Here is a 21,533-nt window from a genome sequence, read left to right on the forward strand (position 1 = left end):
ATTTAAATTTATAAAAGGTTTATAATACTTTCCCATTAGTAGCTATAACATTTTTATACCAATTAAAACTTTTCTTTTTGATTCTTCTTAAGTCCTTTAAATCAAATTCATCTCTATTAACATAAATAAATCCATAACGCTTACCATATCCTTGATGCGTACTTACTACATCTATAGCAGACCAAGGACAATATCCTATAACCTTAACGCCATCAGTAATTGCTAATTGTAATTGCTCTAGATGTTTTTTTATATAATCAATTCTATAATCATCATTTATAACATCATTTTCTTCTACTACGTCTGGTGCTCCTATTCCATTTTCGGTAATTAGTATCGGTAAATTATATCTTTCATATACCTTTCTTAATGTCAACCTAAGACCTACAGGATCTATAACCCAACCATATTTTGTTTTGTCAACATATGGATTTTCAGCTGCACGATATACACCTTGTTCCCCTAACATTATTTGTTGGTCTCCAGCTCTTGCCGATATATCAGACGTATCACCTTTACTTGCTGCAATTGTAGCAGTTGAATAATAATTTATAGCTATAAAATCCGGCCTAGCACTAGCCATTTCCTCCATATCACCTTCTAGTATATTTGGCTCTAATCCCCTATCTACTAGATAACTCCAAGATAAGCTATTGTATCTTCCAAAAGCTGCTACATCTAAGAAACTCCAGCAACGTATAGTTTCCCAATTATGGGCTGCAATAGCATCATTAGGATTACAGGTTTCCCCATACATAGCTGTTGTATTTACAGCAGGTCCTATTTTTGAATCAGGACACATTTTATGACATAAATTCATTACTCTTGCTTGAGCTAATAACATATGATGATTTTGCTGATATATTTCTTTTTTAGTGGGTATTTCGAATCCCTTAGGTATTCCTATAGCTCCTGGATGCAGAATCATAGTATTTTGCTCATTTATTGTTAGCCAATATTTAACCTTTGAGCCAAAGCATTCAAATAATACTTTAGCATATTCTATAAAAGCATCTATAGTCTCACGATTTCCCCAGCCTCCCTTTTCTTCTAAAGCATAAGGTAAATCAAAATGAAACATTGTAACTATAGGCTCAATTCCATAACTATTTAATTCATCAATTAAATCATTATAAAATTTAATTCCTTTTTCATTTATATCACCAATTCCATTTGGAATAATTCTAGTCCAAGCTATAGAAAAACGATATGCCTTTAAGCCAAGATCTGCAAACAACTTTACATCTTCCTTAAACCTATGATAATGGTCACTTGCAACTTTAAAATCTGATGTTTCTTTCGGATGGTCACACATATCTATCACAGACATACCTTTTCCATCTTCATTTGACGCACCTTCAACTTGATAAGCTGATGTTGAAGCACCCCATAAAAAATTTTCAGGAAATTCTTTTATATTATTATATATCATTTTGTAATCTCCTCTCTTTAACTTAAATATTTTAGTCTTTAAGTCAGACCTTAATTTCATCACAAAGCCTGACTTAAAATTCTAATATTATTTAATTTGTAATCTTTATAATACCCTCTCCAAATGATACTTTCTTTTCTTCATAGCCTACTATATCTTTATATTTATCTGAATTACAAATAACTATTGGAGTCACTATGTCATAACCTATTTCTTTAATTTCTTCTATATCAAACTCAATTAATTTGTCTCCAACCTTAACTCTATCTCCAGTTTTAACAAAAGCTGTGTAATGCTTACCTTCAAGATTTACAGTATCAAGCCCAATATGAATTAATATTTCTAAACCACTATCTGATTGTATTGCAATGGCATGCTTTGATTCAAGTACAGTTGCTATTTTCCCTTCAATTGGAGCAACTACAGTGCCCTTATCAGGTATAATTGCCATGCCTTTTCCTAAAAGACCTCCTGAAAATACATCATCATTAACTTTACTTAAAGGAATTAATTCTCCCGAAAGTGGACTAGCAATTTCAATTATTTTATTATTTTCTAAATTAATTTCGTTAGTAACTTTTTCTATAGTTTCTTCCTCTTTTTCCTCTATTATATCTTCAAATCCTATTATCCAAGTTAATGCAAATGTAACAACAAAAGCAATTGCACAAGTAATTAATGCATGTACTATATTCATAGGATTTTTTCCTATAAATGCTGGAAGTGCTGTAAGTCCTGGTGAAACAAAAGCATAACGTACAAGTCCTGAAAGTCCTGCATATATACCAGCACATCCTCCACCTATCATAGCTGCTATTAAAGGTTTTTTAAGTTTTAAAGTAACACCATAAAGTGATGGCTCTGTAATACCTAATAATGCTGTAACACCTGCTGATCCTGCAAGTTGTTTTAAATTTTTGTTTTTACTTTTTACTGCAACACATAGCGTTGCCGCACCTTGTGCTATATTTGATGCTAACATTCCAGGTCCATTAATCATTTCTGCTCCCTTATTAGTTAGTTGCATTGTAGCAATTGGTGTCATAGCCCATGCTGTACCAGTTACAACAAGGAAAGGTTGTAGTGCTCCCATAAGGAAAGGTATAAGCCAACTAGCTTTTGAATTAATAGCTTCAGCTCCTGCTGCTACTAAATCGTTTAAATAAGTTCCAAAAGGTCCTATAACTATTAATGCAAGTGGTGCTGTAAGTAATAATATAATTAATGGTTTAGTAAAGAATTTAATAATTGATGGTGAAACACGTTCTGCAAATCTTTCTATATAAGACATTATCCATACTGTTATAATAATAGGTAATACTGATCCAGCATAATCAGTTAATTTCACAGGTAACCCCATAAAATGTACTGACTCTTTAGAAGCCATAAGTGTTGTCAAATTAGGATGTAATAATACCCCTGCAACAGTTATAGCTAGTATTATACTACATTCAAACTTAATTGCTGCACCATATGCAAGTAATACTGGCATAAAAAAGAATGCTGCATCTGCAATTGTATTTAGAAGATAATATGTTTGACTCTTATCGTTTAAAACGCCTGTTAATGTCAAAATAGCTAATACAGCTTTAATCATACCTGCTCCAGTAATCGCTGGAATCATAGGTGTAAAAGTTGTTGATATGACACTTATAAAACGAGAAACTATACTTTCCTTTTGTTTATTATTTTTAACTGAATTACTTTTTGTTCCTGAAATATTTCCTGATGCATTAAGTATAGCCCTATAAGCAGTTTGTACATCGTTTCCAATAACCACTTGGAATTGACCTCCTTTGTTAACTACACTTATTACTCCAGGTAACTTTTTAATTTTTTCTACTTCTACCCTTTCCATGTCATTAAATTCAAATCTAAGTCTTGTAGCACAATGTGTAAGCTTACTTATATTTTTAGCTCCACCTACAAGTTCTAATACTTGAATTCCTACTTTTTTGTAATCCATAACTTTTCCTCCTCCGTTTTTTAAATATAAAAAAGACCAAAATAAAATGCACTTCTCCCTAAGAGAAATACATTTTTATTTTGGTCTTGCCTGCTTTACCAGTAACATGCCTTAACAAAAATGTTTAGACAATATATAGTTGTTTAATTGATTACATATTAACATACATATTAAACATTTTCAATATAAAAATTAAAATATTTTCAAAAACTCTTTTCTGCTTTTTGATTAACACCTAAAAGTTAATATAAAAGAATAATAAAGTTTAAATTCCAGATAATATTTAATAATGCTATTTTACAAATATAATATAATATTAAATTAATCAAAAAGTTACTTTATAATAAAATATATCAAAATAAACTTTGTTTTTAGAAAGGATCATCTATGAAAAAAGGAGTTATGGAAAGGAATTTTAAAAAGCTTAAAAGCCAAATTCCTCAAATTGAACAAATAGTTAGACATACAAAAATTAATGCCCTATGGGAACACGATGCTGCAATTAGAAAAAAAATTCGTGAACTAGATGAATTTAAAGACTTAGGTTTCAAAGATTATAAAAATATTTATAAAAAATACCTAGAATTACTAGAATATATATCTATTAGATTAATAGAAGGCTATAACAAAAAAAACAACACCTCCTACTCTTTTGATGAAGTTGTCAGTGGTAATTTTAATAACTATTTAAGGTCTGGAATAATTAGCGTACTTGTAAGTACACATATCCCAAAAATGATTTCTAAGGAATTCGAAAGAGTCTTTCCTTCAAATCCAAAGGATGAATATAGGGAAGCTAGATTAACACCTAGAAAGATATTTCTTCATCTTGGAGAAACAAATACGGGTAAAACCTATAATGCAATGATGAGATTAAAAGAAGCTTCTAAAGGCATATATCTTTCTCCTTTAAGAATATTAGCATTAGAAAATTATGAAAGGCTAAATAAAGAAGGTGTTAAATGTAATTTACTAACAGGAGAAGAAGAAGTCCTTGTTGAAGGTGCTAATCATATTTCTTGTACTATTGAAAAATTAAATATTAATGAGGAATATGAAATTGCTATAATTGATGAAATTCAAATGATAAATGATGATCAAAGGGGAATAGCTTGGACTAGAGCTTTATTAGGACTACGCTGCAAAGAAATTCATATATGTGGAGCTATAAATGCTAAAGATCTGCTAATAGAAATAATAGAAGATTGTAAAGATGCTTATGAAATAAAAGAATATAGAAGAACCATTCCTTTAATTCCTCAAAGAGAAGCCTTTTCCTATAAAGACGTACAAGATGGGGATGCTCTAGTTGTATTTTCAAAAAAGAGAGTTTTAGAACTTGCTACTCACTACTCTAATTTAGGAATACGCTGTAGTTTAATATATGGTGATTTACCTCCTGAAGTAAGAAGAAAACAATATGAACAATTTATTTCAAAAGAAAGTACTGTTTTAATAACTACAGATGCTATTGGTATGGGTGTGAACCTTCCTATAAAAAGAATAGTCTTTATGGATATTAAAAAATTTGATGGCAATGAAATTAGATTTTTAACCTCTCAAGAAGTAAAACAAATAGCTGGCAGAGCTGGTAGAATAGGCATATATGATGAAGGCTTTGTAGCTTCCTATGGCAATACGCAAGAATTTATATATGATGCTTTAGAAACAGATGATAAGCCTATTCAAGAAGCAGTGCTTGGACCAAGTGAAGAAATATTAAAAATTAAAAACCTTCCACTTAAAGAAAAACTAGCGTTATGGAGTAACCTTGAAGAAAAAGTACCCTATTATAGGAAAATGAATATAAGTGAATACTTGATTATTTTAGATAGTATAAAATTTTATAAATTATCAGAAATTATTGAATGGAGTTTATTAAAAATACCTTTTGATGTTAGTAACGATGAACTACTGTCTTGGTTTTTGAATTATATAGACGAACTTTTTGTAGCTAAAAAAGAAATTTTATCAAAACCAATACTTAAATTTAATGATTTATATGAGCTAGAAATTTACTATCAAAAGATAAACCTTTATTATTCATTTTCCAAAGTTTTTAATTTAGAATTTGATGAGTCTTGGGTTTATGATGCTAGAATTACCGTTAGTGAAAGCATTAACAATATACTTTTGAAATTATAAGAAACTATCCAATTTCTGGATTTAGTTATTTGAACTTACTTTAAAAGAGTACCCTTACGAATTTATATGAATAGAAATTTCATTTTAAAATTTAAAATTATCAAAACAAAAAATGCTATTAATCTTTAAGATAAGGAGAGAAGTTATGGATTTAGAAAGAGTTAGTGAAATTATTGATTCATTAGGTGTAATTGATGTGAAATACAATGGAAAATCAGTTTGGATAGAAAGAATTATAGAAGCAACTAATGAAGCTGAGGTTAAGAATTTAGAAACAGGCAAAGATTATACGGTAGATATATCCAAATTAAAAGAAAGCTAACGTATTATTCTTAAAACCATATTATGTATTAGGGTGAATTATTGTATAAATTATGTTTCTTGTAAACTAATATTTATACAAAAGTTCACTCTTTTTCTATTTATATATCAAAAATAATTTAATTCTTATTAAGTATATATTGGGAGATTTAAATCATAAAATTAAATAAATTATAATAATTTAAAAATGTATACTAACTGATTAACGGAGGAGGATATTTTCATGAATCCTATTTTAAAGCTTTGGAAAAAATATTCTTACATAATATTATTAATTTTTCTAGTTAAAGGCTTATTTGATTTTAGAATCGGATTGATTGCAATAATATGTATGCTTGGACCAATTATAGTTTCTTTTTTTAAAGGAAGGTTTTGGTGTGGAAATCTTTGTCCAAGAGGGAGCTTTTATGATAACTTTATTGCAAAATTCTGTAACAAAAGAAAAACCCCAAATTTTTTAAGAACTATTCCTTTTAGAATTTTTATTACTTTTTTAATGCTTACTTTTTTTACTACTAATATAATTAAAAATTGGGGAAACCTATATAGGATGGGTGGGATAGTCTATAGATTAATAGTTATTACTACAATTATTGGTCTATCCCTTTCTCTTTTTTACAACGAAAGGAGTTGGTGTAATTTTTGTCCTATGGGAAATCTAGCTGCTTTAATTTCAAAAATAAGAAATAAGAAAAATAAGAAAACCTTATTACAAATAGATGCAAATTGTATCTCCTGTAGACTATGTGAAAAGAATTGTCCAATGGGACTTTCCCCTTATAAATATAAAAATTCTACTATAAAGCATGCTGATTGTATTCAATGTGGTAGATGTATTCTTAAGTGTCCTAAAAAATCTATTCATTATATGAAAGATTAATAAAAACATCTATATTAAAATTTTGTCATTAAAAAACAAACATATTATTAATTTAATTCTTAAATAAGCTAAGATTTCTAAAAAAACTATCTATTAATAATAGTAACCATACTTTAAATTATTAATAAGATAATATTGTAGATAAATTTTTACTAGGAGTATTAAATGTATCACAATTTTCCTTATTATATACACTATTATACTTTAAATAGATTACCTTCATCATATAAATCTTTAAACGACATTCTACCATTAATAAAACAATCTATTCAAAGTGAAAATGAGTATAAACTTTTTTATAATTATTTGATTTCTATTGCCCCAACTGATGAAGAAAAAAATATTATTTCAAGTATTAGAGATGATGAAGGTAAGCATAGTAAAATCTTCAAGCAAATTTATACCTTTTATACAAATAAAGTATTGGAAATTCCAGATAATATAGAATTTGAAAAGCCAAAATCTTATATTACAGGCATAGTACAAGCTAAATTTTTTGAATTAAATGAGTTAACAAAAGATAGAGATATAATGACAGGACTTCCTGATAAATATTTTAGGGATATGGTGTTTGAAGTTGTTACAGATGATATAATTCATGCAAACAAATATGATTATCTACTTTATTTAAATTTTAAGAATAATAATGTTAAAAATTAAATATTTTACCATTTTAAAGAAATATATATTTATGTTATACTCGTAACATTAATTTATCAATATAATACAATATTAATATGAACAATTTACTATTAGGAGTATTAAATGAATTCTTATCTGCCTTACAATATATTATACTATAATAAAGCTCCATTACCTAAATCATATAAGACTATAGAAACAGCTATACTTTTGTTAAAAGAAATTATTTTAACCCAAGAAAAATATATGCCTTTTTTCGAACAGTTAATTTCTATAGCTCCATCTCAAGAAGAAAAAGATGTTATAACTTCAATTAGAAATGATGAAAATAGGCATAATAAATTACTTAGAGAAATATACAAATTTTATACAAATAATAGCATATCTATTCCACCTGATATGAAGTTTGTACTTCCTAAATCATATATAGATGGTTTAAGCAAGGCAAAATTTGGTGAATTAAAAGCCATAGAACAATATAGAGATATAAGAGCTGGACTTCCAGATAAATATTATACAGATATTATGCTTGAAATATTAACAGACCATTTAATTCATGCTCATAAATACGATTATCTACTTTACTTAAATTTAGAGAATATAAATTTAGATGAACAAGCTAAAAAACTTGCTTTGAGTGAATTTTCAATATGTACTAATCCTAATAGATTACCTTCATCATATAAAAGTTTAGAAGCTTCATTATCAATAATAAAACAAGCTATTCAAAACCAAACAAAATTTGAATTTCTGTATAATTATTTAATTTCTGTAGCACCTTCTGAGGAAGAAAAAAATATTATTACTCAGATTAGAAATGATGAAATTAAACATAATAAATATTTTACAGAAATTTATCAATTTTATACAAACCAACTTATAAATTGCCCTATAAATATACAATTCAAAAAACCTCAATTTTATGTTTATGGTTTAATTATATCTGAAATTTCTGAATTAAAAAAATTAGAACAATATAAAGATATAAGCGTTGCCATTCCTGATATTTATTATAAAGATATGATATTTGAAATTATAACTGATAATATAATTCATTTAGGTAAATATGATTATCTTCTTTTAATAAACAAACAAAAGAGTTTACTTTAGATGAACTTAATCATATGTTGCTTTCATTTCCAACTTTTAAATAGGATAATATAGTCCTGTTACGGATAATATATAAATGGCTAAAAAATATTAATGGAGGTATGTGACATGAGTATATTTGGAGAAATTTTTGGAGATGACAGTAATAATAAAGAAGCAAAGCATACTGATGATGATGCTACTCTTCGTCTGCGTAAAGAAGAACTTGATATTGCTAAAAGCAGAGTTCAAAGAGGAGAAGTAGAACTTGGTAAGGAAATTATAGAAGAGCATAAAATAGTTGATGTTCCTGTAGAGCGTGAGGAAGTAGTAATTGAAAGAAAAAGTTTAAATAATGAAGCAAGTGACTCTCCTATTGCAGAAGAAGAAACTATTAGAATTCCTGTTACTGAAGAAAAAATTGATGTTAATAAACGTACAGTCTTAACAAGTGAGGTTTCTGCACACAAACATACTGTAGAAGACACAAAACATGTAGATGAAACTCTTAAAAGAGAAGAGGCTCGTATAAATAATATTGGAAATGCTGATATTATTGACAGTAATAATTACCAAGATTAATACATTTAGAACACCTCCAAGTCATATATGATTTGTGAGGTGTTTTTATAAACAACTGGAGGATAATAACATGGCAAATAACTCGTTTATAACAAATACACCAAATAATGATACAAAAAATACAAGTGATAATAAATTACTTAATAAGGATATTATTATTAAATTGAAAAAAGAGGAACTTAATATAACAAAAGAATGGATAAAAACAGGAGATGTAAAAATTCATAAAGAACGTTTTATAGAAGAAAAACATTTTATTATCCCTATTACTCATGAAGAGTTAGTAATAGAAAAAAAGAGTTTTAATTCATCTGATTCTAATAATGTTTCTTCTGAAATTGTCCATATACCTCTTACTACTGAAAAAGTTGAATTTACTAAAGAAAAATTTTTTTTAGAAGATGTGTCTATATATAAAGAACAAATTAAAGATATAAAACAAATTGAAACAATATTAAAAGAGGAAAAAATTAAGATAAAAACTCCAGATTCTTTCGAAATATAAACTCCATTTTATCAATATTTCTATCACATATACCAAATTTTCTTTATACCTGAATTAAATATAAAAGCTATTTAATTGAATTATAGCATTCAATTAAACAGCTTCTAACATCAACATTACTCCTATATATTACAATTCTTTCAATAAATTAGCCATCTCTATAGCAGTTACAGCTGCATCATATCCTTTATTCCCTGCTTTAGTACCAGCCCTTTCAACAGCTTGTTCTATGTTATCTGTAGTTAAAACTCCAAATATAACAGGCTTTTCAGTGGATAAAGAAACTGAAGCAATACCCTTAGATGCTTCTGCACATACATAATCAAAATGCGGTGTAGATCCCTTTATAACAGCTCCTAAGCAAATAATCGCATCATAATTATCACTTTTCACCATTTTTTTAGCTATTAATGGTAGTTCAAAAGCTCCTGGCACCCAAGCTATTTCAATATCATTTTCATTTACACCATGCCTTTTTAGTCCGTCTAAAGCTCCACCTAATAATTTTGAAACTATAAACTCATTAAATCTTCCTACTACAATACCAATCCTCAGACCTTCTGCTACCAATTTTCCTTCCATTATTTTCATATCTATCACTCCTAATATTTTTTTAAATTTAGATTTTTATGATATATATTGAAATTTAAAATATATCTTTATATTAATACATTTGTTAAACACGAAATAAACATATATCAAATTTAATTTGTAGAAAGCATATTACAATATATAATAATAAACATAAAATAAAGAATTATATTATTTTTTATAAATTTAATATGAAAGTATATGATTTAATTTTTCTTTCTTAGTTTTTAAATAAAATTCATTAAATTCGTTATGATTTATTTGAATAGGAACTCTTTCAACTATCTCTATACCAGCTTGTTCTAATCCTTTAACTTTTCTTGGGTTATTTGTCATAAGTTTAAGCTTATTAGCACCCAAATCCTTAAGAATTTGAGCTGATATGTCATAATTTCTCATATCAGCCTTAAAGCCTAACTTAATATTTGCTTCCACAGTATCCAAACCATCATCTTGAAGTGCATAAGCTTTTAACTTATTGATAAGTCCTATCCCCCTTCCTTCTTGCCTCATATACAATAAAATTCCTACTCCCTCCTCAGCGATTTTTTTCATAGCTACATCATACTGTTCTCCACAATCACACCTTTTAGAGCCTAAAGCATCTCCTGTCAAACATTCTGAATGTACTCTAGTTAGTATAGGAACATTATTCTTTATTTCTCCCTTAACCAATGCTAAATGATATTCTCCATTTAACTTATTAATAAATCCATACATCTTAAAGTCACCATATTTAGTCGGCATTTTTATCTCTGTAACTCTTTCTATCATTCTCTCTTTTTTGTAACTAATCAAATCCTTTACAGTAATTATTTTAAGATTGTGTAACTTTGCAAATTTTATTAATTCTTTAGTTCTTGCCATACTCCCGTCCTCATTCATAATTTCACATATAGCACATGCTGGTTTTAACCCTGCAAATTTAGCTAAATCTACTGCTGCCTCAGTATGTCCAGCTCTTTCTAAAACGCCACCTTTTTTTGCTCTTAAAGGAAATATATGGCCTGGTCTTCTAAAATCAGAAGCATTATTACTTTCTAAAACTTTTCTTATAGTTAAAGCCCTTTCATAAGCTGAAATACCCGTTGTGGTATCTTTATGATCAATTGATACCGTAAAAGCAGTTTCATGATTATCTGTATTTTTTTCAACCATTTGAGGTATATTTAAATTATCAAGTATAGATTCTTCAAGAGGCATACATATAAGCCCCCTCGCATGTGTAACCATAAAGTTTATTGCTTCACTGGTCACCATCTCTGCTGCCATTATTAAATCACCTTCATTTTCTCTATCAGGATCATCAATAACTATAACCATTTTCCCTAGTTTAATATCTTCTATTGCTTCTTCTATATTATTAAATTCATTCATACTAATCTCTCCTTTTACATAAACCCATTTATTTTAAGAAAATCCTTATCTAGGGAACTTCTATTTTCATTTTTTCTATCACTATCATGATTCAAAAGTTTCTCTACATACTTACCTATTAAATCACACTCAATATTAACACTATCACCTATATTTTTAGTAAGTAATGTTGTTTCTTTAGCTGTATGAGGAATTATAGATACCTTAAAACACTTTGAATCAACATAAGCAACTGTCAAACTTATCCCATCAATAGTAATAGAACCTTTTTCAACTACATATTTTAATATTTTGGTTTGGGATTTTATAATAAGCCATATAGCGTTATCTTCTTTAACAAATGAAATAATTTCACCAGTTCCATCTATATGTCCACTAACTATATGCCCTCCTAATCTATCTCCAACGCTTAAAGCTCTTTCTAAATTAAGCTTTGATCCAATACTAAGGCTTCCTAAATTACTTTTTCTTATCGTTTCAGGCATTACATCTACTTCAAAACTATCTAAGTTCAGATTAGCAACTGTAAGACAAACACCATTAGTACAAACACTATCTCCTAGGACAGTTCCATCTAAAACCTTATGTGCTTTTATTGTTAATTTATAAAACTTCTCACCTCTTTTTATATCCTTAACTAAACCAATCTCTTCAACTATTCCAGTAAACATCTATACACCTTCTTTATTAATATATCCCTCTATCAAAATGTCTTCTCCTATGAACTTTGTAGTTAAATTCTTTACTTTATAAGAGTTCTTTAATAAATCAATCCCCTTTCCTCCTACTGGAGTTTTAGACTTTTCTCCACCAATTATTTTAGGTGACAAATAGAACTGAACTTTATCAACTATACCTTCTTCTAAAGCCGAATAATTTAATGTAGCTCCTCCTTCAAGTAAGATACTATCAATATTTAATTTCCCAAGTTCAAGTAATAAGGCTTTTAAATCTACCCTTCTATCTTTCTCTTTAATGATTAAGACTTTTACCCCCAGACTTCTTAACAACTCTATCTTAGATATATTAGCTATTTTGGTTGTAACAATAATTGTATGCGTATTATTAATCTTCTGTATAACATTTGATTCTACAGGTATTCTAAGAGTACTATCTACAACTATTCTTATTGGGTTTTTATATCCTTTTATTCTACAGGTTAACTTTGGATTATCTTTTATAATTGTATTAACTCCAACCATAATACCTGAAAGCTGACCTCTTAAGCTATGAACTTCATTTCTTGCTATAGTATCAGTTATCCACTTAGATTCTCCTGTACTAGTGGCTATTTTACCATCTAAAGACATAGCTGTTTTTAAAACTAAAAAAGGAATTTTTGTTGTTATAAATTTAACAAAAATTTCGTTAAGTTTTTTACATTCTTCTTCTAAAACTCCAGTTAAAACTTCTATTCCCGCATCTTTAAGTTTTTTTGCACCTTTTCCAGAAACTAATTTATTAGGATCAATCATCCCAATTACAACCTTAGAAATTTGCTTTTTTATAATCATGTCAACACAAGGTGGTGTTTTACCATAATGAATGCAAGGTTCTAAAGTTACATACATAGTAGCTCCTGAAACATCCTCAATTGCATTATTAAATGCATTTATTTCAGCATGTTTTTTTCCATACCCCTCATGGTATCCCTTAGCAATTATTCTTTCATCTTTTACAATAATTGCTCCTACCATAGGATTAGGATTTACTTTCCCCCTTCCTTTTTCAGCTAATTCTAAAGCTATCTTCATATAAGCTTCATCCATAAAAGGCCTCCCTATTAATAATTTTTAATAAGTCTTCAGAGAAAATTTTATTTTTGTTAACAAAAAAACCTGAGTAATAAATTTACTCAGGGCATAAATATTAAACTAATCTAAAATATACTTTCAATAAATAAATTATAATAAATATAATTTATGAAAAGTATAAGTTAATATAGTTTATCAGTAATCTAAAATACTAATGTCACTTACATTTTATTTTATAGTACTATAAAATACAGATTATAGTAGATTTATATCTACTAATAATCCTATAAACTCCTATAAATAAAAAACTCTGAAATATAAAATATTTCAGAGCACAAAACAAAAATAAACTAGTATAAAATCTTATTTTACTTAAATAGACTTTAAACTATTAAAATTAAAAGCTTAAAGTAATTTAATAATAATTCAAATAAAATCATATACATAGACTACTGTACTTTATATTTATCTTCTTCTATCCAGACTATCACTGTCGGCCTCGGAGTTTCACCGAATCCTACCTATAAGGCTTGCGGGCTTTACCGCCGATAGGGAATTTCACCCTGCCCTGAAGATTTATTAACTTTTACATTTTTATCTTATTCCATATATAAACATTTGTCAATACTTTTTTGTTAAAATATTAACACTGATATACAATATCTATAAAGTTTGTTTACAATTACACTAGATATTTATCTATTATAAGTGTTTAAAACCATTGAAAGATTAATAGTTGTTTGTAATATAACTGTTGAAAACAGAAATACAAACATTAATCTTTGAAAATTGAATAATACTATGTTAAAACTTCTATACTTTCTACAAAATAATGAAATTATATAGATGACATGCTATAATCTTTATACTACTCTAATTATATTTATAATATATTATAAACTGATTTGTTTGTATTAGAATTCACAGCAACTAAATTTTTCTTAAATTGATTAAAGATTATCTACTGTAGTTTTAAGGAGGATATATAATATGATTGATATAGAAATTTTAAATAATATTGATAAGAAGGACATGGATGCTATATTAAAAGTGTGGGAATCATCGGTAAGAGCAACACATACTTTTTTAAATGAAGAGGATATAATATCATTAAAACCTCAAGTTAAAGAAGGTGTTTATTATGTTAACAAATTTATGTGTGTAAGAGATGATGAAGATAATATACAAGCATTTATGGGGGTGCATGATGGTAAGATTGAAATGTTGTTTGTAAGTGATGAATGTAGATGTAATGGTATAGGAAAAAAGCTTATAGAATATGCAATAAATAGTTTAAATATAAAATATGTAGATGTAAATGAGCAGAATATACAAGGGGTAGGATTCTATAAACATATGGGATTTGATGTATTTAAGAGGTCGGAATTTGATGAACAAGGAAATCCATTTCCCATACTTCATATGACATTAAAGTAAATATATTTAACTCATAACTTTCTCATTTATTACAAAAACTGAAAAAAGAACAATTTGTTCAAACAACCCATTATTCATAAATTGAATCTTGTGGTGTTTTTTACATCACATTCCAGATACGATACTACCTTATTTGAAATAATACAACTTTGTTATAAATTATATTAATTTATCATAAAACTACACATAGTTCTCTTCATTATTTGCAAAAACATAATTCAAAATAATTACAAAATTCGAATAAAAAACAACAATCAATTTATTATTAATAAAACTGATTATTGTCTTTACTAAAGTACTTAACAATCTTAGCTAACATCAACATAAATAAAAGCTTTATTGTTAATAGCTGACCATAGAACAAAATAAAAGTTTATAACTATTATTTGTAACTATTCATCTATTAAGATGTGTAGCTCAATCATATACATAATTGGTCTTTATCATTTATATATTCTTTTTAAAAAGTACATATAAACATGACTCAATTGCTAAGTACCTTATGTTATTATATTACCCATCTATATTTCATCTATACTTGAAAATTCAAAATAAATATACTATTAAAATATAATAATTCAAAAATCTTTTTTTACAAATTACTTGGTGATATTTTCATCTCATTTTTTATCTCTTCAATAAATTCTTCAATAGATTCACTATCAAACCAGCCAGACTCTTTATCAATTTCATACAACGCCTCATAGCCATATTTATCTATAAGAAAATTCCATCCTTCTAAGTAAATAACCCCCTCGAGTATTTGACAATAATCAAAAAGTTCTATCACCTTCTCTTTATGCTGTAGATCTTCTTTATAATAAGAGGTTCCTTTAGGTAAAGGATAAATATAAATTGCTAATTCAATGTTTTTGCTATTCATAAAACACCTTCTTAATTTTTATATAATATTATTTAGAAATTCAAAATTGACACACATAGGATTAGATATTTCCTTTTCTATAATCTCCCTATTTAAGTTAATCCAGCTTTTACATTTATCTAGAATAATTGCATCAGTAGTTATAACATTATCTAAAGTTTCCAGTGTAGAATCAACATTAGTTATGGTTTGCACCTCAACTTTAAAGCTATAATCCTCTAATAAATCTAATATTTTAAGTTTTAATCTTCCTGAATTTGAAACAGGTGAATCTAAATAGAAAATAGCTTTTTCTACTTTAAAGTTTAAAACAAAACAGTCCACCATACAAGTTATATGTACGTTGGACTGGTATATAATTTTTCTATTTGTTCCATTCATTTTTTAATATTGCATACTCATAAGTATCATGCCAAATAGGCTTTCCTTTTTCATCATATTTAAAAAATATATTTTTTACTAAATGGCCTTCTCTTCTCATCTTTAATCTTTCTAGTACTCTCCAAGAGTTTATATTTTTAGGATTACACATTGCAACTATTCTACAAGCATTTAATTCTTCAAATCCATAATCTAATATTCTCTTGCATGCCTCTGTTGCATAACCTCTTTTAGAATATTTAGGATTAAAAACATATCCTATTTCCCATGTAAGAAATTCTTTAGGGTCTTTTATATTGAAATATACATTACCTATTAGTTTATCATTTTCTTTTAAACAAACTGCAAAAAAGCATTCTTCTTTTGAACGATATAAAGCTTCTTTTTTACTACTTTCTTCATCATAAATACCATAAGGTTCATATTTCACAACTAGCTCATTTGAAAGATACTCATGTAAATCCTTCCAATCATCAGGAGAAAATCTTCTAAGTACCAATCTATCTGTTTCTAATATCCTCACCATAATTCCCCCTTACATTCAAACATCATTAAATAATTATTAATAAAAACTATTTATGAATATAAAATAAGTTACATAAATAATTATTATAAAAATACCCTTATTGATAATTATAGCATAATTGTATTTTATAGTATATAAAGTTAGTATTTATCCATTCAAGATGCATATTATATGAACTATTTATAATAAATTTTATTATTTAAGGAGATAATTTTATGATAAAATTAAAAATAACTATAAAGGAAAGTAAATGTAGAAATTGAGATTTAAAAACTAATGGTGATTCTGTTATTAAGTAGTTATCCTATCCTATTTACAATGAATTTTTGAACATTATTTATACTATCTTAAATTATAATATACTATTGAATTTTTTATACTAAAAAGTTTGAAATGAAATGTCTCATAACTATATAGAATTATTACTTTTATAAAAAAAATGATTTTATATAAAATTTCAACCTCATCCTTATAAATTAAAAACAATTTGAAATTTATATATAAAACCACTTCACGTTAAAAAATAAGATTATATTAAAATATTTTCTATATTCATTAACTATTTTTTCTTTTCATACTTATTTACGAATTTTTAACTTTCTTATCTTATAAATGCTATATCCCATCATAGCTAACCCTAAAAGTACAAAATATATATTCTTTTGAAATGCTGCGAATGCAAAAAATGTTGTTGCTACTATTAGGGATAATTTATTAAGCAATAATTGTTTTTTCATTATTACACCTCGTTATTTTCTTATGTTTTATTCAATATATTCATTATCTTATCTAATACTACTATTGTCAAGAACGTTAAATTAAAGATATATCTATTTTAATTTTAATAAAATCATATATTATATTTTATTGGACTTAATATCAAACTAAACTTTCTTAACAAATCTTTAAATTTATTTATATTATAATAAAATAAATTTAAAACCTTTTCATAAAATGTATTAAATACCTTCTAAATATTTTTTATTATTTTTTAATTTATATACAAATATTTTGAGGTAAATAATAATATACTTTATCATCTCCAGTTTTATAATTAAATTCATATTCGAAAAAACTAAATTCTAAATTAGCAACTAATAAATTTAATTTAAAAATTACATATAATTAACAATATTTTACTTTTGCCAAGTAGATAGAAAATAGATAATTATATTGTACATTATTTTTCAATAAAAATATTAAGGAGTTGTTTAATTTGAGAAATATCACAAAAAAATTTACCTTATTACTTTTTACTTTTACCCTATCTTTTATATTATTAAGCTTATCATTTCCTACCAAAGCTACTGCATTAACATTATCATCAACAAAACACTCTATTAGTTATTCTTATAATATAATAAATGATTTCCAAGGTGTGGCAGATTATATTCATACTCATAATAAACTTCCTAGCAATTATATAACTAAAGCTCAAGCTAGTAAGTTAGGCTGGAAACCTGGAAAAAATCTTTGGGACTACGCACCTGGTAAGAGTATCGGTGGAGACATATTCACTAATGCAGAAAAAGTTTTACCTGAAAAAACAGGCAGAGTATGGCGTGAATGTGATATAAATTATAATGGTGGTCACAGAGGAGCAGATAGACTACTTTATTCAAATGATGGTCTTATCTATGGAACTTCTGATCACTATAGAACCTTTTCTCAATATTATTAAAATTATGGCTATGCTTTACATATATAAGGCATAGCCTTTTTAAACTAAATTCTTTATGATACATAAAATTTTATATTATTACATCTAAATAAGTACTATCTAATTTATTTAACATACATTTTACAATATAATTATATACATTAATTTTATATTTTGTTATAGTATTGATAAACAAAATATTATGAAATGTATTCTATATAAAAGGGAGTAATTGAAAATGTAATGTCAACAGTACGATTTTTATAATCTGGTATTACATACCTTAATGGTAATGAGACTTTTAGTATAATTTATGTTATTGCAAACATAATTATACTAAAGGTCTTTTTAATTTTAATATACTAATTTTAAATTTAGGAGGGAATTTTTTTGACTGAAAATTTAATTGAATCTATCTTAGACTTTATTAGAAGCTATCAATATATTGGAGCCTTTATTGTTGTATTGCTCGAATATGCTTGTTTCCCACTGCCTAGCGAATTAATTTTACCCTTTGTAGGTTTTATAGCTGCTCAGTCCAATAAGCTTTTACCTACTATTATTTTCATCTGCACTATGGCTAGTTTACTTGGTTCTACTATATGTTATTTAATTGGCTACTATGGTGGTGATGCTATTATTAATTGGATAAAAAGGAAATTTCCTAGTAGCATTAAAAGCTTTTATACATTAGAAAAATTTTTTAATAAGTATGGAAATAAAACTTTAGTCTTTGCTAGAATGGTTCCTTTAACTAGGACATACATATCTTTATTTGCAGGTTCTTTAAGATATAACTTTACAAAATTTATAATGTACTCTTCAATAGGGATATTATTTTGGAATACTATTCTTGTTCTATTAGGCTATTATTTAGGTGAGCACTTAGAAACTATTTCAAATATATTCAATAACTTTGGAAAAGTATGTGCTATTATATTATCAACTATATTACTAATATACTTATTCAAAAAATTTATTAAACTAAGAAAACTTGGATAAAGTACCAAATAGCTTATTAAAAAAATCGTTTTATATAGCTAAATGTGGAAATATTTCTATGTAAATTGAATATGGTAAATATTATACAAGTAATTTAATAGGAGCTAACTATGTATTTATCAATTCCAAATGATTTTTTTGTACCAATTTATTATATAGAAAAAAATATTTTAGACATAAATAACCTAATGCTTTTAGAAAATTCTAATTATGCTATCAATCTTATAAAAAAAAGAAATGATATAACAATAGGCATATCTTTACCTAAAGGAGGTGGTGAAGCTAGATGGCCTAAAGATAAAGCTGCTTTAGAAAGATATGCTACTGAACAAGGGGTTACCCTAAAGTTTACTGATAGTGCTACTACTGCAGCTGAGCAGTATTTGGAAGTTGAAAAATTAATATCTCAAGGTATAGATGTTTTAATCTTAGTACCTGTGGATTTGTCTGCTGCTGCAAATATAGTTGAAATGGCTCATAAATCAGGAATTAAGGTAGTAGCTTATGATAGACTTATCAAAAACGCTGACTTAGATTTATATGTTTCTTATGATAATGTAGCTATTGGAGAACTTCAAGGACGCTATCTTATTCAAAAAGTTCCTAAAGGAAACTATATTATTCTATCAGGTAGTCCTAGTGATAATAATTCTAAACTAATAAAAGATGGTGCTATGGAATTTATAAGACCTCTAGCTAATATAAGGGACATAAATATAGTTACAGATGAAGCGGTCGATAACTGGAATCCAGATATTGCTTACAAAATAGTTAAAGATTCTTTAGTTACTAACAACAATAAAATTAATGCTATATTAGCTCCAAACGATGCAATAGCATGTGCTGTAATTAAGGCATTAGAAGAACAAGGTTTGGCAGGGAAAATTCCAGTAACAGGACAAGATGCTGAGTTAAGCGCTGTTAAACGAATAGTAGCCGGAACCCAAGCAATGACAGTTTTTGCTGATATTAGAGAAGAAGCTAAGACTGCTATAGATGCTGCAACAAAATTAGCTAGAGGACAATATATAACTACAACAAATATGATTAATAATGGTAAAATAGATGTTCCATCAATTCTTATACGTCCAATACTTGTAGATAGAAATAATATAAATGATACACTTATAAAAAGCGGTTATTTGAAACTAAATGAAGTTTATGATATATATTCATAATAAATTTAATTTCTATTTTAAGTATTTATACTCAACTTGTAATATACTATAATTAAATTTTATCTAGATAATCTATTAATATACACTCAAAACTATATTTATGAAGGTAAAGAATTAGTTTTTATAATAATTAACTCTTTACCTTCATAAAATATATTAAATCTTATATGATTTTTTCAATTTGTTTACTTACATCCTTATTAGTATTTGATTTAATCAATTCGGGTTTTATAAAATTACTATCATATAAAACTTCTGAATGATTGGATATTATAAGCTCTTCTTTTTCTATATTTCCAGTTACCTTGTTAATTACTTTCCTATATATCTTATTATTTCTATAATACTTTCCATCTTCCTCATTAAAATATAAATCTTTCTCTATTATATGGTATGCTTTAGCCTCTTGTTTTAATGCCCTCAGCTCTCCACAAAGATGTGTTTCTGTAACATATGTTATCAATTGATATGTGTTTTCTGTATTATTTTTAAAACAATAATCTAAATAATTATAAACTATTGATGTGCCTGTCCCAAAAGGAATCACTCTATTAAAATCAGGAAATAAATCAAATTGATTGTGATGATGATGTTCTACTATTTCAAGTGGGCTATGAAGAATCATCCAGTGTATAAGGTTTGTAAACTGACACATTCCTCCTCCAACACCTTTTGCAGTTGTTCCATTTTTTATAGTAAGCCCTTCTAAATACCCTTTTTTTTGAGAACAACAACCTACTACTTTCCAAAATGAAAAAGTTTCACCTGGTTTAATTAGTATACCTGTAATTTTAGGTGCTGATAACTTAAGATTAGTTGCCTTATTTTCCTGAAGCTTAATATCTACATTACCAAGCCTTCTCCTTATAAGAGAATTATGAGAATATAAAAGTACTGGCAACTTATCTGCACTTTTTTCACATGCATATTTATTATTATCAACTATCCATTTAAAATATCTTTTAAACCTTTCCTTTTTTACAGATATTTTATAAAACAACGGACATATCTCACAAAATAATTTCCTCCTCATCTAATGCCCCCTATAAAAATATTTTACTTTTTTAATTAATTTATCTTATATATTTAATACGTTAAAATTTATTCTTTAGTTATATAAACTTTTTCTTCATATATACAATATACTAAAGTTTTTTCTAAAACTCGCACATTTATTTCCAT

The 21,533-nt window shown here is 26.7% G+C and carries 22 protein-coding genes and 1 riboswitch; of the genes, 11 read left to right on the forward strand and 11 right to left on the reverse strand.

Translation table 11 applies throughout. The annotated features are described in order from the left end of the window. Window positions 1-19 precede the first annotated feature (19 nt). Complete coding sequence (locus BUB01_RS14310; RefSeq protein WP_072989225.1) at window positions 20-1,432, reverse strand: glycoside hydrolase family 1 protein; 1,413 nt, start codon at window positions 1,430-1,432, stop codon at window positions 20-22. 91 nt (window positions 1,433-1,523) lie between these two features. Next, a complete protein-coding gene (locus BUB01_RS14315) occupies window positions 1,524-3,398 on the reverse strand; it encodes a beta-glucoside-specific PTS transporter subunit IIABC (protein ID WP_072989229.1) in 1,875 nt (624 codons plus the stop codon). 387 nt (window positions 3,399-3,785) lie between these two features. On the opposite strand from BUB01_RS14315, the gene BUB01_RS14320 reads away from it, so the two are divergent. The 7 genes from BUB01_RS14320 to BUB01_RS14350 all read left to right on the forward strand — a co-directional run bounded on the left by BUB01_RS14320 (window position 3,786) and on the right by BUB01_RS14350 (window position 9,562). Continuing rightward, window positions 3,786-5,543, forward strand: coding sequence for a helicase-related protein (locus BUB01_RS14320; protein WP_072989233.1), 1,758 nt, complete (start codon window positions 3,786-3,788; stop codon window positions 5,541-5,543). A 145-nt stretch (window positions 5,544-5,688) separates the two neighbouring features. After that, window positions 5,689-5,865 (forward strand): H-type small acid-soluble spore protein, encoded by a 177-nt coding sequence (locus BUB01_RS14325; protein ID WP_072989236.1) that lies wholly within the window; start codon window positions 5,689-5,691, stop codon window positions 5,863-5,865. 222 nt (window positions 5,866-6,087) lie between these two features. Then, window positions 6,088-6,744, forward strand: coding sequence for a 4Fe-4S binding protein (locus BUB01_RS14330; RefSeq protein WP_072989239.1), 657 nt, complete (start codon window positions 6,088-6,090; stop codon window positions 6,742-6,744). A gap of 165 nt (window positions 6,745-6,909) precedes the next feature. Then, on the forward strand, window positions 6,910-7,404 hold the full coding sequence (locus BUB01_RS14335; RefSeq protein ID WP_072989243.1) for a ferritin-like domain-containing protein: 495 nt from the start codon (window positions 6,910-6,912) through the stop codon (window positions 7,402-7,404). A 105-nt stretch (window positions 7,405-7,509) separates the two neighbouring features. Then, complete coding sequence (locus tag BUB01_RS23500) at window positions 7,510-8,496, forward strand: ferritin-like domain-containing protein (RefSeq protein WP_200802874.1); 987 nt, start codon at window positions 7,510-7,512, stop codon at window positions 8,494-8,496. Between the two features lie 108 nt (window positions 8,497-8,604). After that, window positions 8,605-9,057, forward strand: a complete 453-nt coding sequence (locus BUB01_RS14345) for a YsnF/AvaK domain-containing protein (protein ID WP_072989246.1) — start codon at window positions 8,605-8,607, stop codon at window positions 9,055-9,057. A gap of 70 nt (window positions 9,058-9,127) precedes the next feature. After that, window positions 9,128-9,562 carry a YsnF/AvaK domain-containing protein gene (locus BUB01_RS14350; protein ID WP_072989249.1) on the forward strand — a complete coding sequence of 145 codons (435 nt, stop codon included), beginning with the start codon at window positions 9,128-9,130 and terminating at the stop codon, window positions 9,560-9,562. 129 nt (window positions 9,563-9,691) lie between these two features. Here BUB01_RS14350 and ribH read toward each other — a convergent pair whose 3' ends face one another. The 4 genes from ribH to ribD all read right to left on the reverse strand — a co-directional run bounded on the left by ribH (window position 9,692) and on the right by ribD (window position 13,299). Continuing rightward, entirely contained in the window at window positions 9,692-10,153 is a 462-nt protein-coding gene (gene ribH / locus BUB01_RS14355) for a 6,7-dimethyl-8-ribityllumazine synthase (protein ID WP_072989252.1), read from the reverse strand. Between the two features lie 186 nt (window positions 10,154-10,339). Next, complete coding sequence (locus BUB01_RS14360; protein ID WP_072989256.1) at window positions 10,340-11,530, reverse strand: bifunctional 3,4-dihydroxy-2-butanone-4-phosphate synthase/GTP cyclohydrolase II; 1,191 nt, start codon at window positions 11,528-11,530, stop codon at window positions 10,340-10,342. A 14-nt stretch (window positions 11,531-11,544) separates the two neighbouring features. After that, window positions 11,545-12,201 (reverse strand): riboflavin synthase, encoded by a 657-nt coding sequence (locus BUB01_RS14365; protein WP_072989258.1) that lies wholly within the window; start codon window positions 12,199-12,201, stop codon window positions 11,545-11,547. Next, window positions 12,202-13,299: a bifunctional diaminohydroxyphosphoribosylaminopyrimidine deaminase/5-amino-6-(5-phosphoribosylamino)uracil reductase RibD gene (ribD, locus tag BUB01_RS14370; RefSeq protein WP_072989261.1), complete on the reverse strand. Its 1,098-nt coding sequence runs from the start codon at window positions 13,297-13,299 to the stop codon at window positions 12,202-12,204. Between the two features lie 448 nt (window positions 13,300-13,747). Then, window positions 13,748-13,864, reverse strand: a riboswitch (FMN riboswitch). Window positions 13,865-14,274: 410 nt separating this feature from the next. Here ribD and BUB01_RS14375 point away from each other — a divergent pair. Further along, the gene (locus BUB01_RS14375) at window positions 14,275-14,721 is read left to right on the forward strand and encodes a GNAT family N-acetyltransferase (RefSeq protein ID WP_072989265.1); all 447 of its coding nucleotides are present in this window, start codon (window positions 14,275-14,277) and stop codon (window positions 14,719-14,721) included. A gap of 592 nt (window positions 14,722-15,313) precedes the next feature. Here BUB01_RS14375 and BUB01_RS14380 read toward each other — a convergent pair. The 4 genes from BUB01_RS14380 to BUB01_RS23255 all read right to left on the reverse strand — a co-directional run bounded on the left by BUB01_RS14380 (window position 15,314) and on the right by BUB01_RS23255 (window position 17,248). Then, window positions 15,314-15,604, reverse strand: coding sequence for a hypothetical protein (locus tag BUB01_RS14380; protein WP_072989269.1), 291 nt, complete (start codon window positions 15,602-15,604; stop codon window positions 15,314-15,316). Between the two features lie 18 nt (window positions 15,605-15,622). Then, window positions 15,623-15,985, reverse strand: coding sequence for a DUF5616 domain-containing protein (locus BUB01_RS14385; protein WP_072989272.1), 363 nt, complete (start codon window positions 15,983-15,985; stop codon window positions 15,623-15,625). Then, window positions 15,969-16,511: a GNAT family N-acetyltransferase gene (locus BUB01_RS14390; protein WP_072989275.1), complete on the reverse strand. Its 543-nt coding sequence runs from the start codon at window positions 16,509-16,511 to the stop codon at window positions 15,969-15,971. Before BUB01_RS14390 ends, BUB01_RS14385 begins: the two co-directional genes overlap by 17 nt. A 578-nt stretch (window positions 16,512-17,089) precedes the next feature. Beyond that, complete coding sequence (locus BUB01_RS23255) at window positions 17,090-17,248, reverse strand: hypothetical protein (protein ID WP_159433255.1); 159 nt, start codon at window positions 17,246-17,248, stop codon at window positions 17,090-17,092. 479 nt (window positions 17,249-17,727) lie between these two features. Between BUB01_RS23255 and BUB01_RS14395 the strand changes: the two genes are divergently transcribed. From BUB01_RS14395 to BUB01_RS14405, 3 genes are all read left to right on the forward strand, one after another. Further along, a complete protein-coding gene (locus BUB01_RS14395) occupies window positions 17,728-18,192 on the forward strand; it encodes a ribonuclease (RefSeq protein ID WP_242958410.1) in 465 nt (154 codons plus the stop codon). Window positions 18,193-18,561: 369 nt separating this feature from the next. Beyond that, the gene (locus BUB01_RS14400) at window positions 18,562-19,173 is read left to right on the forward strand and encodes a DedA family protein (RefSeq protein WP_159433256.1); all 612 of its coding nucleotides are present in this window, start codon (window positions 18,562-18,564) and stop codon (window positions 19,171-19,173) included. Window positions 19,174-19,283: 110 nt separating this feature from the next. Next, entirely contained in the window at window positions 19,284-20,351 is a 1,068-nt protein-coding gene (locus BUB01_RS14405; RefSeq protein WP_072989285.1) for a sugar ABC transporter substrate-binding protein, read from the forward strand. A 163-nt stretch (window positions 20,352-20,514) separates the two neighbouring features. Here the strand turns inward: BUB01_RS14405 and BUB01_RS14410 are convergent, their stop codons facing one another. Continuing rightward, a complete protein-coding gene (locus BUB01_RS14410) occupies window positions 20,515-21,384 on the reverse strand; it encodes a VanW family protein (protein ID WP_072989288.1) in 870 nt (289 codons plus the stop codon). Between the last annotated feature and the right edge of the window lie 149 nt (window positions 21,385-21,533).

It is taken from the genome of Clostridium cavendishii DSM 21758 (genome assembly GCF_900141845.1).
Classification (GTDB): Bacteria; Bacillota; Clostridia; order Clostridiales; family Clostridiaceae; genus Clostridium_AG; species Clostridium_AG cavendishii.

Excerpts from the sequence above, each read along its gene's own strand:
- BUB01_RS14390 (WP_072989275.1), bottom strand. The coding sequence starts at position 16,511 with ATGGTGAGGATATTAGAAACAGATAGATTGGTACTTAGAAGATTTTCT.
- BUB01_RS14310 (WP_072989225.1), bottom strand. The coding sequence starts at position 1,432 with ATGATATATAATAATATAAAAGAATTTCCTGAAAATTTTTTATGGGGT.
- BUB01_RS14350 (WP_072989249.1), top strand. The coding sequence starts at position 9,128 with ATGGCAAATAACTCGTTTATAACAAATACACCAAATAATGATACAAAA.
- ribH (WP_072989252.1), bottom strand. The coding sequence starts at position 10,153 with ATGAAAATAATGGAAGGAAAATTGGTAGCAGAAGGTCTGAGGATTGGT.
- BUB01_RS14410 (WP_072989288.1), bottom strand. The coding sequence starts at position 21,384 with ATGAGGAGGAAATTATTTTGTGAGATATGTCCGTTGTTTTATAAAATA.
- BUB01_RS14365 (WP_072989258.1), bottom strand. The coding sequence starts at position 12,201 with ATGTTTACTGGAATAGTTGAAGAGATTGGTTTAGTTAAGGATATAAAA.
- BUB01_RS14315 (WP_072989229.1), bottom strand. The coding sequence starts at position 3,398 with ATGGATTACAAAAAAGTAGGAATTCAAGTATTAGAACTTGTAGGTGGA.
- BUB01_RS14360 (WP_072989256.1), bottom strand. The coding sequence starts at position 11,530 with ATGAATGAATTTAATAATATAGAAGAAGCAATAGAAGATATTAAACTA.
- BUB01_RS14345 (WP_072989246.1), top strand. The coding sequence starts at position 8,605 with ATGAGTATATTTGGAGAAATTTTTGGAGATGACAGTAATAATAAAGAA.
- BUB01_RS14375 (WP_072989265.1), top strand. The coding sequence starts at position 14,275 with ATGATTGATATAGAAATTTTAAATAATATTGATAAGAAGGACATGGAT.
- BUB01_RS23500 (WP_200802874.1), top strand. The coding sequence starts at position 7,510 with ATGAATTCTTATCTGCCTTACAATATATTATACTATAATAAAGCTCCA.
- BUB01_RS14325 (WP_072989236.1), top strand. The coding sequence starts at position 5,689 with ATGGATTTAGAAAGAGTTAGTGAAATTATTGATTCATTAGGTGTAATT.
- BUB01_RS14405 (WP_072989285.1), top strand. The coding sequence starts at position 19,284 with ATGTATTTATCAATTCCAAATGATTTTTTTGTACCAATTTATTATATA.
- BUB01_RS14380 (WP_072989269.1), bottom strand. The coding sequence starts at position 15,604 with ATGAATAGCAAAAACATTGAATTAGCAATTTATATTTATCCTTTACCT.
- BUB01_RS23255 (WP_159433255.1), bottom strand. The coding sequence starts at position 17,248 with ATGAAAAAACAATTATTGCTTAATAAATTATCCCTAATAGTAGCAACA.
- BUB01_RS14320 (WP_072989233.1), top strand. The coding sequence starts at position 3,786 with ATGAAAAAAGGAGTTATGGAAAGGAATTTTAAAAAGCTTAAAAGCCAA.
- BUB01_RS14385 (WP_072989272.1), bottom strand. The coding sequence starts at position 15,985 with ATGAATGGAACAAATAGAAAAATTATATACCAGTCCAACGTACATATA.
- BUB01_RS14335 (WP_072989243.1), top strand. The coding sequence starts at position 6,910 with ATGTATCACAATTTTCCTTATTATATACACTATTATACTTTAAATAGA.
- ribD (WP_072989261.1), bottom strand. The coding sequence starts at position 13,299 with ATGGATGAAGCTTATATGAAGATAGCTTTAGAATTAGCTGAAAAAGGA.
- BUB01_RS14330 (WP_072989239.1), top strand. The coding sequence starts at position 6,088 with ATGAATCCTATTTTAAAGCTTTGGAAAAAATATTCTTACATAATATTA.